This window comes from Porticoccus sp. (assembly GCF_041592135.1).
Classification (GTDB): domain Bacteria; phylum Pseudomonadota; class Gammaproteobacteria; order Pseudomonadales; family Porticoccaceae; genus Porticoccus.
On record NZ_JBFHQR010000052.1, the window covers coordinates 1 to 13340 of the forward strand.

Consider the following 13340-nt stretch of genomic DNA (forward strand, 5'->3'; position numbering starts at 1 on the left):
ATTTTCAACCAGGTGGCGGTATCGATACAGGCCTCTGTCCAGATCACCATTGCCCTTCACCGAATTGCGCTTTCTCGGAATCACAGCCCGGCTATTCTGTTTTTCGATCTGCTCTCGAAGCCGCTCGCTGTCATAGCCTTTGTCGGCAATGACAGCCGCAGCGGACTCCAGCTTTGTGATCAATTCCGGAGCCACAGTGCAATCGTTAACCTCGCCACCGGTGATCATAAATACCAGTGGCAAGCCATAGGCGTCAACGGCCAAATGGATTTTCGTCGTGTTGCCGCCACGACTTTTTCCAATGGCTTCAGTACCTTGCGTGGCCGTTCCTGCGCCGTGCTGATGGGCTCTGACATAGCTGCCATCCAGAAAGGTCCATTCCATATCGGGCTCCACCACAAGTGCCTGGAAAAATGTTCAGCCACTTGCCGCTGGATGACCAGGCGTTGAATCGTTTGTAGACCCTGTTCCAGGAGCCAAAGGCCTTGGGTAGGTCGCGCCACGGGCAGCCTACCCGCATGCGATACAACATGCCTTCGACGGTCATCCGCAAATCGCTCTTGTCATCAATTCTGTGCTGGCACAGAATCTTCCGTAGCTTCGACCACAGCTCGTTACTGAGTATCTTTGCTCTTATTTATCAATAGCCTGAAATGAAACGGCAACAGACCCTGGTCGGCGCTTGGGCCGCTTTTGATGGTTCAGTGTCGCACGGTCGGGTCATGCGTCAGTGATCGCCCCATTGAGTTGCTGGGAGATATGCCCCGTCAGTTCACGCCAGCATTCCAGTTCAAAGGGCATTTCCGCTCAAGCAGTTCGGCGTGGCTGGGAGGGGCGGGTGCGCACACATGGTTGTTCAGAAAGCACAATCGAACGCCGAACGATTCCAGCAGCAGATCTCGGCGGTCGGGGGGTTGTCCACATCAATGGGTTCGGCACAGAGCACGCTGGTGCCGTCGGGTTTGCCCTCAATGATGTTCTCCATCAGCACATCCATCTCGGCGGAGAGACTATCGACCAGGTCCGCCGGCTCGGTCGGTAGCACCAGTTTTTCCCTGAAGTCCGGCTTGTAGATAGGGCTGTATGCTGTCCAGGCGCACTTACGGGTGGTGCAGCTCCAGCTTGAACTTGGGGAGTTAACCGTGCACCGGTATCTCGGGAAACAGCTTGTCCGCCAAGTCGGCATCGAAGTTTGCCTGCACTTCCCGTCATTAAAAGCCCAGGCTGGACGGTCACTTAGCTTTAATGTAATGATTGGGGCCACATAAAAAGTGGCTTGAAGTGCATGAAGAAACATAACCCGTTCCGCCCGCTAGGCTTCGGTTTGTTTTGTCTGTCGGTGCTGGCGCTCTGCGGGTGCGGCAGCAGCTTGCCAAAGGGCGAGGCCAAAACCCAATCCCAGTGGCAGACGTTTGATGAGGCCAAGGCGGCGTACGACAGTATCCGGTTGTTCGAGACCAACACGGCAGATTTGCGGGCACTGGGGTTCGATCCCTACACCGCCCCCAATGTGAGAATTCTTTCCTATCTGGATATCATCCAGGTGTTCAGTCCCAACGACTCTGTCAAACCCGACGACCTGCCCCCAAGTGTCCACTCATGCATCAAATCCCGTGAATTATGCCTGGCCTATGAGGCAACCCCCAGTGTCAGTTCCAGTAAGCGGGTGGGCAACGTGGTGCTGGATTTGCTGAAATTCAAGCGCGAGCGGATTCGCACCGGCTGGAGTTTTAATGCGCTGGTGGTCATTGATCACGACATCGTGGTCTATAAAATCTGGAGCGGCATGCCCATCATCGACGAGTTGGAGACGCGCAAAAACCCGCTCGGTCCGATCCAGGACTCCGTGGGCACCTCCATGCAGGGTGGGATGTGAATGTGTCCGGAGGGTGTATCTGGCTTGGTCGTGCCGCCGGTCTCGCCGCTATAGACTCTCTTGAACCAGACGCTCCAGGCATTTCAGCGCGTTTTCGCGTTTTGCGGTTAACGGTTCGGCAAAACTGAGGCGCAGGTAATTCCGGTAGCGCTTTTGCGCACTGAACAGGGGTCCCGGGGTGATGGTAATGCCCTGCTGTTGGGCCCGGGCATACAATTTGATGGTATCCACGCCGGTGGGCAGTTCCGCCCATAGGGCCAGTCCGCCCTGTGGGCTGCTGCAGGACTGTGCCGAGGGAAAATATTGTTTGATGGCGTTCTGCCACTGAATCAGCTGGCCCTCCAGCTCGCGCCGCCTTTTCTTCAGGTAGCGTTCGTAACTGCCCTGTGCCAGATAGAGCGCCACCCCTTTCTGGGTGGTGGTGCCAATGGCGATGGCGGTGACCACCTTGAGTTGTTTGACTTTTTGGCTGTATTTGCCCGGCAGCAGCCAGCCTATGCGCAGATCCCGGGAGAGGGATTTTGAAAAGGACGCGCACAGAATGACGGCGCCCGAGGTGTCAAAAGAGTAAAGGCTGCGGGGCTTGCTGGGCCCGAAATAGAGCTCGCCGTAGACATCATCCTCAATGATGGTCACCCGATGGGCGCCGCAGATGGCCAGCAATGCCTGTTTGGCTGCGTCCGGCATACAGGCCCCGGTGGGGGTGGCGTAATTGGCGGCGACGATCAGTGCCACAATGTCCCACTGGCGGAGGGCCTGCCCAAAGGCCTCGACATCAATGCCGGTGGCGGGCGAGCTGGGCAATTCAATCACCTGAATATTCAGTGTTTCCAGTAACTGGATGGCGCCATAAAAGCCCGGCGATTCCACGGCGACAATATCGCCCGGTTGCGCGACCGCCATCAGCGCCAGCAACAGGGCGTGTTGACAGCCGTGGGTGATCACCACCTCGTCGGCGTCAATCGCCCGTTGGCCGTGATGCACGCGCCGGGCAATCTGCTCCCGCAGGGCGTGGTGGCCGAGGGGCTCATCATAGTAGTGCTGTTCAATCAGGCCCTGCCGGCGTTGCGCCCGGGAGAGGCATTGTCGCAGTTCCGTATTGCCCTCCTGCTGCGCAACATCCGGCAGCAGGTCGAAGGACGCGGCCTTTTCCATGATGTCCACGATCACCTGGCTGCTGGAAACGCTAAAAGGCTTTACCCTGGGCCGACTTTGCTGCGGGGCCTGTAGCGGCTGTTGGCGGTGGCGCTGCTGGGCGCGAACAAAAAAACCGGATTTGGGTCGGGACTCGATCAGCCCCATGGCCTCGAGCCGGTTGTAAGCGGTGATCACCGTGGTTTTGGAGACCCGCCAGGCTGTCGCCAGCTGGCGGATGGACGGCATCCTGTCACCGGGTCGCAGGCTGCCCTGGGTGATGTCCTGGGCGAACTGTGTGACCAGTTTCTGATATTGGTAGCTGCTCATGCTCGCGGGCTGTACTGGGGGAAGCCTAACTGTACCCTAATTTTTAATTTTTCTGTATCTGTACACTTTGGTTGCCGGATACTAGAGTGCAGCCTGAAACCGTTCTTGAGGAGGATGGACGATGACCACCGATGAAGAGCAAAGAGAGCAGCCAAAAACACAGCGGGAAACCCTCGACTACGACGCCCACCCGGTGTTCAAAACCGTTCCGGAAGAGACCAACAGGAAAAACCTGGGATTCCTGGAGATGATCGCCCAGGCGTTCTGCCTGGTGTTTCAATTGCAGCGCGGCAAGGGTTTGAAAAGGGCGACAGACCTGCTGGAAACCAACCCGAAGTCAGTCATCGCCGCCGGCTTTATTTCCATGATCATCTTTTTCACCATTTGCTTTACCGCCTCCCAGCTGGCGATCAAATACTCAGGGCATTAACCCCCTCGCAGCTTGTGGTTGGCGCGCTTTCAGGGGCTCCCCTGGGCCGGCCTTTGGCAGAAGCGCTTCCCGGCATCCCTACTCTGTGGTGAGAATGCCCAGCAATCTCTGGGTGTGCTCTGCGGTTTCAAAGCCGAGATCTGTCAGGTAACCCCCATCTTTCTGGGTGATCAGGCCTTTCTGGTAGAGGCGTTCGGCTGCCGCCACCACCTCGGGCGCCGCTTCGTGGCTATGTACCTTGATTCCCTCCTGCAAAGAGGGTGAGCTGAATAATGACAGCAGGTTGAGTTCGGCGAGATGTTCGGGGGAAAAGGGCATGGTATTACCTCTTATTGTGGTGGTGGAGCGTCTTGGCGCGACCCTGTGTGGGCCGCAGGGCCGGCCGCTCTCTGCGGAGCTGGCGGCGAGCGCCTTCATTCCGGGTCAGTGTAGGCAAAGGCCGCTGCCATGGTCTGCACTTCCCGCTAGATCGCCCGGGTTTTTCATCCTCGTGTCCGGTCCCTTGGCAACCCGTCGATTCCCTATGATGAGATCTTCGGCGGTTAATGTCACTGGAAATCTTGTCGCGGGAATCGCCTCCTCTTCAGCTTGCGCACGCGGACCGTCATTACCAGGTTCGGATCAGTGCCGTCAGTCTTGCGGCGGATTGAAAATGTTGCTCCTTCCCCTAAAGAAAAAGATCCCTCGGCCGATAGAAGCTGATTAGAGGCAGTGGCCTTGCAGTAGGTGCTGTCTTGGTTCGGAGATTTTGGGGTGGCATGCCGGTGTTGACTGGATCCGCAGCTTCTTAAAGGACTGCGGAGGGTGTGGGAAGGCAATGAACGAGACATTTTCTAACCGTATTTTTCAGACACTGGACAAGCACGCCATTGTGAGCGTCTGTGATATCCGGGGCAGGATTGTCTATGCCAATGATAAATTCTGTTCAATCAGCGGCTATAGCCGGGATGAGTTGCTGGGAGAAAACCACCGCATCATCAAGTCCGATTGCCACCCCCACGCGTTCTATCGCGCCATATGGTCCACCATCTCCGGCGGAAAAATATGGTTTGGGGAGATCTGTAACAAGCGCAAGGATGGCTCGCTGTATTGGGTCGAGTCCACCATCGCGCCGTTTATGGATGAAAGTGGCAAGCCCTATCAGTATGTTTCGGTCAGAACCGACATCACCGATATCAAACGGTCCGAACAGCACCTGCGGGAGCAGACCAGCCTGCTCCACTTTCTCAACGGGGCGGCCTCGAATCTGCTGCGGGTATCGCCCGGTGAGCTGAAACCCACCGTTGCGGACTTGTTGGGGCAGCTGGGACAGCGGCTGAATTGCGCCGGGGTGGTGCTGTGGGAGCGGTCGGGCCGGGATGAAAAGCTGTACCCCTATTCGGAATGGTGGCTGGGAAAGCCGCTCGCCGGGGCCCCTGATCAGCGCCTTGAGCGCGAGCGCCCTGCTGTCGGGGAAACAGCCTTCTACCGGCAGGTTCAGGTCAATGAATTCCTGCAGCGGGATTATTATGAGATTGGCCATCGGGCAGGCTGCAGTGGCCCCTACCCCGAAGAGGCGGCCAGGTGCTTTCCGGTAGAAAAAGGCGATGGCACCCTCTACGTGTTGCAGTTGAAGCGCGCCGACTCCCTTGAAAATATCAGCGGGGATGAAGTCAATGCGCTGATGATCATTGCCGATACCCTGGCGGCCACCATCCGTCACAGGCGTGCCGAACGCTATCTGGAAGAGCACGAGAGGCTGCTCCAGCTGAGCCAGTATTCGGCCCGCATCGGGGTCTGGAAAATCAACCTCTACTCCAGGCAGGTGGAGTGGGCAGAAAATATTTCTTCACTGCTGGGCCGCCCGGAAGGAACCATCGAGCGGAATCCGGAAATGATCCGGGGAGTCATTCACCGGGAAGATATGCGGCGCATCAGTTCGGCGATCAAGGTCTCGATCCGGCGCAATACCCCCTTTGAGATTGAGCATCGCATCATTCTGCCGGACGGTGGTGAGAAATGGATTTTGGAAAAGGGGTCAGTATTGCGGGATCCCCATGGCAAGCCCATGTATCTGATGGGCGTGATGCAGGATATCGATCATAAAAAGCGCATCGAAATCGCCCTGGCAAAAAGTGATTACAGGCTGCGTCGGGCGAACCGGCTGGCGCAAATAGGTCACTGGGAAATCCATCTGGAAAAATACAGCTATTACTGGTCTGAAGAGGTGTACCGGATTTTCGGCCAGGAGCATGGGTATTTTGTGCCGAGCCGCGCAGCGGTTGAGTTGCTGTTTCATCCCGATGACAGGGCGAAAGCGGCTGGGCTCTTTGAGCGCGGGGCAGAACAGGAACTCAGGGAGGAGCTGCGCATCGTTCATTCATCAGGTGAAGTGCGCAATGTGCTCTACCTCTCGGAACCCAATGTCGGGATTAACGGCTACATCAACAAAATATCGGGCACTTACCAGGATATTACCGACCTCAAGCGAACCGAGCAGGAGTTGATCAGGGCCCGCCGGGAAGCAGAAAAGGCCAGCCTCGCCAAGACCGAATTCCTCTCCAGGGTCAGCCACGAATTGCGAACACCCATGAATGCGATCCTTGGCTTTGGCCAGCTGGTTGATATGGACCCGGAGCTGTCCGAGGAAAACAAGGACAACGTCAGTGAAATACTCAAGGCAGGGCATCACCTGTTGGGTTTGATCAATGAAGTGCTCGACCTGTCCAAGGTCGAGGCGGGGCGCATTGGCCTGGTGGTGGAAACATTGGATATTTCCGCACTGATCGAAGAGAGCTTGCGCATGGTCAGGCCGCTGGCCGAAATGGGTCGGGTTTCACTGGGTCACGGTGAGCTGGGTAAAATGCTGCTGTTGGCCGATAAGGTCAGGCTCAAGCAGGTTCTCATTAACCTGCTCTCCAATGCCATTAAATACAATAAACCCAATGGCCATGTGTGCATTGATGTCCGCCGGGTTGCGAATGACCGGGTGCGGATCCTGATCAGCGACAGCGGGCGGGGTATTCCGGAAGAAAAGCTGGACGAATTATTCGTGCCGTTTAACCGGCTGGATGAAAACAGCGATGAAATTGAAGGCACCGGCATAGGCCTTTCCATTACAAAATTATTGATTGTCATGATGGATGGTGATGTCGGTGTGCAAAGTAAGGTGGGGGAGGGCAGTACATTTTGGATAGAGCTTCCCGGTGCCGAACAGGGTGATCAAATAGCTGGGCCAAAAAATCAAATAAAAAGCAGAAAGCTAATAGAAGAATTTACAACATGATTATGGAATCGTTACAAAAAGGGAAAATATTCGTTGTCGATGACGAGCCGGCCAACCTGAAGCTGATCTACAAGGTATTGCAGCATCAGGAAAAACTCGAATTGCAATTAATTGAAGATCCCAGAGAGGTGGTTGCCCAGTATAAAAAGGGGCGGCCGGACCTGATCCTGCTCGATCTCAATATGCCCCATCTCAGCGGTTACGAGGTGATGGCCCAGTTGCAAAAGCTGGAGGATCCGCTGTTGCCGCCCATCGTAGTGCTCAGCGCGCAAAGCAGTAGTGAGTTTCTGTTGAAGTCGCTGATGATGGGGGCGCGGGATTTTATCCCGAAACCGTTTGATCGCACCGAGTTGATCATGCGGGTCAATAACCTGCTGGATGCGCACCTCGCCCATCGCATGATTCACGAGCAAAAGGGCGTGCTGGAAGAAATTGTGGACGAGCGGACCAAAGAGCTGAAGCAAACCCAGCTGCAGATGGTGCGACGGCTTGGCATGGCCGCTGAATACAAGGATGAGGAAACCGGCAATCACATCTTGCGCATGAGCTACATCTGCAGCCTGCTTGCCGAGGCAATTGGCTGGAACAAGCAGGAAGTCGATGTGTTGCTCAACGCCAGCCCGATGCATGACATAGGCAAGATCGGTGTGCCCGACAAAATTCTACTGAAGCCAGGAAAACTGGATCCGGAAGAATGGGAAATCATGAAGTCACACGCCGAAATCGGCAGAAAATTGCTGGAGGGCGATGATTGCCCACTGATTTCGATGGCCAGGGATATCGCCCACACCCACCATGAGAAATGGGACGGCAGTGGTTACCCCCGGGGCCTGGCAGGCACAGACATACCGGAAAGTGGACGCATAGTCGCGTTGGCGGATGTCTTTGATGCGCTCACCTCGGCGCGACCGTACAAGGCCCCCTGGAGCATAGCCGAGGCGGTCGACTATCTCGAGGAGAACAGGGGCAAGCATTTCGACCCTCGGCTGGTGGATGTGTTCCTGGAACGCCTCAGCGACATCAAGGCGATACGCATCCGCTATTCGGATGATAATGACCGGGACTGCCTGGCAATTCCGGCTTGAGCCAGAGGGGAAGCGCTGGTTGTCGAGCCGCGGAATGGCGAGTGGAAGATGATCAAGGGATAGGAAGGGATGCCGTAGGGGCCGCAAAGAATAATTGAGCTGTATTAGTGGACATTGGTAATGCTAACCCATGAGCAGAATGAATCTTCTGGTCGACCGGCAATGAAGACACCTCTTCAGGTTGTCGCCTCCCCGCGCATCAGCGTTGCCGTATGGTTGTTCGATGAGAATGAGCAGAGTGAGTTCGCCGTTAAACTGAAAAATCAATTCATGGCCTACGATTATTCGCTAATACTTCACGCGGGTATGGCCAATATTCTGTGCTGCGATGACGGCAAAGAACCTGATTTTTTAGTGATTAAAATTGCCGAACCTCTCTGCAATAAAGCAGCGGAAGATCTGCAAAAAATATTCCTCAAAATACGTGAAAAAACCTGCCCGGTTTTATATATTGCGCCGGGTGATGATTTCCACTCCCGGTTGTATGCAGCGAGGCTGGGGGCCCAGGCCTACCTGCTTGATTCCATTTTGCCTGAAGAGCTTTGCGAACAGGTTGCAGAGTTTGTCGAGGGAACGTTTTATTCGCAAATAAAGGTTTTGATCCTGAGTGATGATCGGGACCTCGCCGAAAGATATCAGCAAAAACTGCTGGATGTCGGCATAAGGGTTGTGATCGAAACGGAAGCGGAGACTATTGCCGATCGCTTGTCGGAGTTCCAGCCCGATCTGTTGCTGATAAAACAGCACATGTTCGGTTATTCCGCCGCTGATATTGTGATGGTAATCAGGCAGTTGGATGTCTGGACTTATCTGCCCATTATTTATCTTTCAGCACCGCGGGAAACTGTAATTAATCAAATTCTTCGTTCGGGACCGGAAGGCGTGCTTCAGGAGCCCCTTTCCGCCAAAGAATTAAATAATATCGTCCGGCATCGAATTCGCCTGTCGCGCAAGCTGAAGCTCGCCGCCAGCAAAGATTGCCTGACGGGGCTGCTGAATCAACGCTCAGTCAAGGAGTCGGTTGCCAGGGTCATGCTGCGCATGCAGCGGGTTGAAAAGCCTGTCACCCTGGTGATGCTGGATGTGGACAAATTCAAGTTGATCAACGATACCTACGGCCATGTGGTCGGGGACAAGGTGTTGCACACCCTGGCCATGCTGTTGCGCAGTCGGTTGCGGCGTTCAGATTTGCTTGGCCGCTATGGGGGAGATGAATTTCTGTTGGCGCTTCCTGAATGCGATGAAGAAGAAGCTGTTCAGCTGATGACGACGATTCGCCAGCAAGTTGAGGGGCACTATTTTTTTCATCAGGGGAAACCATTTCATTGCACCATTTCGGTTGGGGTGGCCAGCACCCATCAATACCCGTTTTATGACATTGACGAACTGACCGATGCCGCCGACCGCGCGCTTTATCACGCCAAGCAGACCGGCCGCAATAAAGTCACCGTATTGGAGGCGGTGGTGGTAGCCGGTGGCGAATGAATTGCCGACAGCCATGGGAGTATGTCGCGGGACCAGATTCCTGATGTTTCTGGCTGAGTTTCAAGCCGTATTAAAGTGCTGCGCCGCTGTCTTTAAGGGGCTTGCCGGCGCGGGATGGCGGATTGCATATCCCGCACAGGAAATCCTTGGCGGGTTCGTGGGCGTGAACGACAAATTTGCAGTCGCACCGGGTGCAACTGCGCACATCCAGGATATCGCTTTCGAAAAACCGGATCATGGTCCAGGCCCGGGTTAAACTGAGTGCCGGCTCAATATCATCCAGCATCATCTGCTCGCTGTAGAGCCGATAGGTCTTGATCAGCGCCGTCATGCGGTCAAATTCAACGGCCACCAGCACCTTGCTGTAGATATTGTAAAAAAGCGATGAGTGGATGTTGGGCCCCCAGGTCATGAACCAGTCTGCGGAAAAGGGCAGCATGCCCTTGGGTGGGGAGTCCCCGCGCACTTCCTTGAAAAGTTTCAGCAGGCGGCTGCGGCTCAGATCGCTCTCGGTCTGCAAGACCTGTAATCGGGCACCCATTTCGATCAGCTCAATGCACATCTTCACCTGATGCATTTCATCGACAAGATTCTTGGTCATAACCGCGGTTGCCTAGTTCATCAGATTTGGTCGTTTTCTTCCGACGCTAACCGGATGGCGGTCAGGTTGGGAAGACTCGACACATCCCGTCTATCAAGCGGCGATTCCATGTCCAAATGATCGATGCGAAGTCTCAGGGTGAAGACCAGTTGATTTGTCCTGGACAAATGACTGATCTGTTTTGTGGTCAGGGCGAGAAAGCGCTCTCCCTCGGGTTTGGATATGCCCAATCTGAACAACCCGCTCGGAAAATCCTCCTCGAGCAAGCGGCGTGCGAGCAGAAGATAGGTCAGGTTAAGGTCTTCTATTTCTTGCAGAAGGCGGCTGTTCAAACCAGTAGTTCCCTTATGGATCAGGCGTTATTGATCTTGTTATTGGGGGACGAAACTATTGCGCTTATAACCTTTTGTCAACACGGTAGGTATTTTTATCGCTTTCTCGAAGTGCTTGGGCCGACCGCCCGATCGGTCGCCCGGCAATGGGAAAAAAGTGAAATATTTCAATCGCCGACAACGGGTTGGATACGCCGACAGAGGGATATCAGCCGGTGGTTCCTGTCTGGCCCCATCCGGTGGCTTGGGTGGCGCAGAATCGCGGATCGGCACGGCTGTCGGGCAATCGCTGGAAAGTGTGACCAGATTAACGGAAAGCGTTCTGCGGGTGTGGCGGCAGTGCTTCGCCGCTACCTCCCCGGGTCATTTCGAAGCGTTGCTTCAGTCGCCCATGGCCGACAAGACCTGTTTGGCCCAGGCGGTACTGTGTCGGTAGGCGACCTCGTAAAATTCCTTATCAACCAGGCCTTTCAGTTTGTTGAATTCACCCTTTTCGTAGTGCGCGGTCTCTATCAGGATTTCACCCATGCTGCCCTCCCTGACGAGCAGCGCATTTTTGATCTCCTGGCTGAGGGGGACTTTCTGCATCAGCTCTTCCATGGGAATGCCGGTCAGCACATCCAGCTGGGAGAGCAGCCCTGAGATAAAGTGCCCGCTGAGTTTTTCCCGGCCCGTCAACTCGGCCAGAATTTCGCACATGCGCCCCCGGATCAGCATACTGCGCATCAGGTCCCGATTGTGGCCCTGGCTCCCCTCGATCAAAAACAGCGTGATCCAGCGGCTGAGCTGGTTGATGCCGAGAATATTGATGGCGTGGGCGAGGGTGTCGACCTGCCTGCTGATGCCAAAGGCGGCGGAATTGATGATTTTAAGCAGCCGGTAAGTCAGGTTGGCATCCTTGATGGCGATGGCTTCAAGGGCGCCGATGCTGGTATTGGGGTTTTGCAGTTCGGCCAGCAAGTCGAGCAGCAGCAGCTTGTCGCTGCCGAGGGTGCGCCCCTGAGAAGTGGTCGGTTTTTCAACAAAATCCCCACTAAAAAAATGGCACCCCAAATCAAAACAGGCGCGGAACTGTTGGTGGGAGGTCAGCCCGTCCACCTGAATATCCAGGCTGTGTGGTTTCAGTTCGGCCATCAATGCCTTGAGCTCGGCGATATCCGTACGGGCGGCATCGAACAGGGCCATGTGCACGATATCGAGAAGCGGCGCGGCATTCTCTTCGTTGCCCGGGTAGTCGGCAAGGGCCAGCCGGTAGCCTTGATTGGCCAACAGCCTGAGATTATTGATCAGCGGGAGCGTCGGTGTGGTGCGGGCGGAAATCTGCAGAATATATTGTTTGCAGGAAAGCTCGGCCGACTCGGGGTCGGCGAGCAGGCTTTCCGGGAGTTCCAGAAACACCGGCACGGTATTGATCTGCCCCCCCTGGCAGAGACTGCCGTAGGTGTCCATCACCAGCTGGCTGATGCAGTCTATGCTGGTATCGATAATGGCGTCGCGGTGGCTGCGTTCCAGCAGCAGCTTCAGGGCGGTGACGTCCAGGTTGCGGGTGTAGACCGGTTGAAACGCAATCAAAAAGTCTGTTTTAAGGGCTTCTTCCCGAACGGTTCTATTGAGTTTGTTCAATGGCGTTGTTCCAGATTGGGTGGCTTTCCGGGAGCGCCGGGTTAGGCGGAAGCGGCGATACCGCGACCTGCCGATCTGGGTCGTCCATCCGAGCCATAGGTATGTCTGCCGGACAGTTCGGCCAGTGCATTCAACGCTTTCTGGTTGTGGATTAATTGCCTGCAGATCAGGCTGCCGTTGAGCTGGTTGAGGTGGCGGACCTGTTCGGCCAGCTGCTGTAGCGCCCGGCGCGGTTCGGGTAAATCGGGTTCCTGTGCGGCGGCAGTGCCGGGCAGGCTGTGCAGTGTTTCCAGCTCGGCGAAGGCCGCTTGCTTGTCCCCGGCGAGTCCGGCCAGCAGTGCCCCGTCCACCGGCAGCGCCAGCAGCGCCAGCTGCTCTGCTTGCAGCAGGCTCAGCAAATGCGCCAGGCATTGTTGCTGGCGGTGTAACAGTGCTGCGCGCTTCATTCGGGTTTATTGGCCAGCAGGTCCTGGACGCTTTCAATCAGCTTGTCGGCAATGTTGCCGGCATTGATTTCCATCCGCCCATCGCGAATGGCGGCCTGTAATTCCTGCACCTTGAGTGAGTCGATATCCTGGCTGGCGTCGAGGGCGGCGTGGCTTAGGTGCGTCACTGTGCCGGGTGTCGCATCCGCCTTGGCGGCCCCGGTCTGCTGGGTTTTTGTGCCAGCTTTTCCCTTGTCTGCCTGCTGCAGTTGTGTCAGCGGCGTGGTGTTGTCGATCTTCACTGGGCACCTCGTAATAAATTACTTTCCATTAGCTATATCGGTCGCAATGAGGAGAACTTTAGACCTTATTTTGCGGGCGGGACATTTTTTTATCGCTAGCGAGTGGCAATGCTGACCACGCCGGGAGCGGTGATCGTCGTCGCCAGGGTTTGCCGGTTGGGCAGCCGGACGCGGATGGTGTCGCCAAGCCCCCCGGATTCCAGCGCCTGCCCCTGCCGGGTGATCCTGAAGCCCGGCCCGCGGCTGGCGATCAGCACGGATTCCCCGCGGCTGATGGATGGCGGGTTTTCCAGGTGGTGCCGCAATAGGATCGTGCCCGGCTTCAGGCTCAGTTTGGTGGTCTTGCCCACCGCCTCGTCGCGAGCGGTGATGACCTGGTCGGGCAGGTGGCTCAGGTCGCCATATTTTTCCTCCAGTGATGCAAGCCGGACGGGGGTGCCCGCGGGGAGGAA

Annotated in this window: 14 protein-coding genes and 1 pseudogene; 5 read left to right on the plus strand and 10 right to left on the minus strand. The window is 55.9% G+C overall.

Annotated features, from left to right (window positions below; genetic code table 11):
- Positions 1-637, minus strand: a pseudogene (locus ABY948_RS06525) (IS5 family transposase); the annotation flags it as partial.
- 219 nt (positions 638-856) lie between these two features.
- A complete protein-coding gene (locus ABY948_RS06530; protein WP_461481713.1) occupies positions 857-1045 on the minus strand; it encodes a hypothetical protein in 189 nt (62 codons plus the stop codon).
- Between the two features lie 240 nt (positions 1046-1285).
- Between ABY948_RS06530 and ABY948_RS06535 the strand changes: the two genes are divergently transcribed.
- On the plus strand, positions 1286-1876 hold the full coding sequence (locus tag ABY948_RS06535) for a hypothetical protein (protein ID WP_461481714.1): 591 nt from the start codon (positions 1286-1288) through the stop codon (positions 1874-1876).
- Positions 1877-1924: 48 nt separating this feature from the next.
- On the opposite strand, the gene ABY948_RS06540 is transcribed toward ABY948_RS06535, so the two are convergent.
- On the minus strand, positions 1925-3340 hold the full coding sequence (locus ABY948_RS06540; RefSeq protein ID WP_461481715.1) for an aminotransferase-like domain-containing protein: 1416 nt from the start codon (positions 3338-3340) through the stop codon (positions 1925-1927).
- Positions 3341-3461: 121 nt separating this feature from the next.
- Between ABY948_RS06540 and ABY948_RS06545 the strand changes: the two genes are divergently transcribed.
- Positions 3462-3770 (plus strand): hypothetical protein, encoded by a 309-nt coding sequence (locus ABY948_RS06545; RefSeq protein WP_461481716.1) that lies wholly within the window; start codon positions 3462-3464, stop codon positions 3768-3770.
- A 78-nt stretch (positions 3771-3848) separates the two neighbouring features.
- On the opposite strand, the gene ABY948_RS06550 is transcribed toward ABY948_RS06545, so the two are convergent.
- On the minus strand, positions 3849-4088 hold the full coding sequence (locus ABY948_RS06550) for a TIGR02647 family protein (protein WP_461481717.1): 240 nt from the start codon (positions 4086-4088) through the stop codon (positions 3849-3851).
- Between the two features lie 499 nt (positions 4089-4587).
- Between ABY948_RS06550 and ABY948_RS06555 the strand changes: the two genes are divergently transcribed.
- The 3 genes from ABY948_RS06555 (at position 4588) to ABY948_RS06565 (ending at position 9605) form a co-directional block, all read left to right on the plus strand.
- Complete coding sequence (locus ABY948_RS06555; protein WP_461481718.1) at positions 4588-7035, plus strand: PAS domain-containing sensor histidine kinase; 2448 nt, start codon at positions 4588-4590, stop codon at positions 7033-7035.
- Positions 7032-8120: an HD-GYP domain-containing protein gene (locus tag ABY948_RS06560; protein ID WP_461481719.1), complete on the plus strand. Its 1089-nt coding sequence runs from the start codon at positions 7032-7034 to the stop codon at positions 8118-8120. The genes ABY948_RS06555 and ABY948_RS06560 overlap by 4 nt, the downstream gene beginning before the upstream one ends.
- 120 nt (positions 8121-8240) lie before the next feature.
- Positions 8241-9605, plus strand: a complete 1365-nt coding sequence (locus tag ABY948_RS06565) for a GGDEF domain-containing protein (RefSeq protein ID WP_461481720.1) — start codon at positions 8241-8243, stop codon at positions 9603-9605.
- A gap of 70 nt (positions 9606-9675) precedes the next feature.
- On the opposite strand, the gene flhC is transcribed toward ABY948_RS06565, so the two are convergent.
- From flhC to flgA, 6 genes are all read right to left on the minus strand, one after another.
- Entirely contained in the window at positions 9676-10206 is a 531-nt protein-coding gene (gene flhC / locus ABY948_RS06570) for a flagellar transcriptional regulator FlhC (protein WP_461481721.1), read from the minus strand.
- Positions 10207-10226: 20 nt separating this feature from the next.
- Positions 10227-10538 (minus strand): flagellar transcriptional regulator FlhD, encoded by a 312-nt coding sequence (locus ABY948_RS06575; RefSeq protein ID WP_461481722.1) that lies wholly within the window; start codon positions 10536-10538, stop codon positions 10227-10229.
- A gap of 381 nt (positions 10539-10919) precedes the next feature.
- The gene (locus tag ABY948_RS06580; protein WP_461481723.1) at positions 10920-12110 is read right to left on the minus strand and encodes an EAL and HDOD domain-containing protein; all 1191 of its coding nucleotides are present in this window, start codon (positions 12108-12110) and stop codon (positions 10920-10922) included.
- Positions 12111-12202: 92 nt separating this feature from the next.
- Entirely contained in the window at positions 12203-12607 is a 405-nt protein-coding gene (gene flgN / locus ABY948_RS06585; RefSeq protein ID WP_461481724.1) for a flagellar export chaperone FlgN, read from the minus strand.
- On the minus strand, positions 12604-12888 hold the full coding sequence (gene flgM / locus ABY948_RS06590; protein WP_461481725.1) for a flagellar biosynthesis anti-sigma factor FlgM: 285 nt from the start codon (positions 12886-12888) through the stop codon (positions 12604-12606). Before flgM ends, flgN begins: the two co-directional genes overlap by 4 nt.
- A 95-nt stretch (positions 12889-12983) precedes the next feature.
- A partial coding sequence (flgA, locus tag ABY948_RS06595; protein ID WP_461481726.1) for a flagellar basal body P-ring formation chaperone FlgA occupies positions 12984-13340 on the minus strand: 357 nt, incomplete at its 5' end.

What these genes read in the sequence shown, in the direction of transcription:
- ABY948_RS06535 (WP_461481714.1), top strand. Translation starts at nt 1,286, where the DNA reads ATGAAGAAACATAACCCGTTCCGCCCGCTAGGCTTCGGTTTGTTTTGT.
- ABY948_RS06540 (WP_461481715.1), bottom strand. Translation starts at nt 3,340, where the DNA reads ATGAGCAGCTACCAATATCAGAAACTGGTCACACAGTTCGCCCAGGAC.
- ABY948_RS06545 (WP_461481716.1), top strand. Translation starts at nt 3,462, where the DNA reads ATGACCACCGATGAAGAGCAAAGAGAGCAGCCAAAAACACAGCGGGAA.
- ABY948_RS06550 (WP_461481717.1), bottom strand. Translation starts at nt 4,088, where the DNA reads ATGCCCTTTTCCCCCGAACATCTCGCCGAACTCAACCTGCTGTCATTA.
- ABY948_RS06555 (WP_461481718.1), top strand. Translation starts at nt 4,588, where the DNA reads ATGAACGAGACATTTTCTAACCGTATTTTTCAGACACTGGACAAGCAC.
- ABY948_RS06560 (WP_461481719.1), top strand. Translation starts at nt 7,032, where the DNA reads ATGATTATGGAATCGTTACAAAAAGGGAAAATATTCGTTGTCGATGAC.
- ABY948_RS06565 (WP_461481720.1), top strand. Translation starts at nt 8,241, where the DNA reads ATGCTAACCCATGAGCAGAATGAATCTTCTGGTCGACCGGCAATGAAG.
- flhC (WP_461481721.1), bottom strand. Translation starts at nt 10,206, where the DNA reads ATGACCAAGAATCTTGTCGATGAAATGCATCAGGTGAAGATGTGCATT.
- flgN (WP_461481724.1), bottom strand. Translation starts at nt 12,607, where the DNA reads ATGAAGCGCGCAGCACTGTTACACCGCCAGCAACAATGCCTGGCGCAT.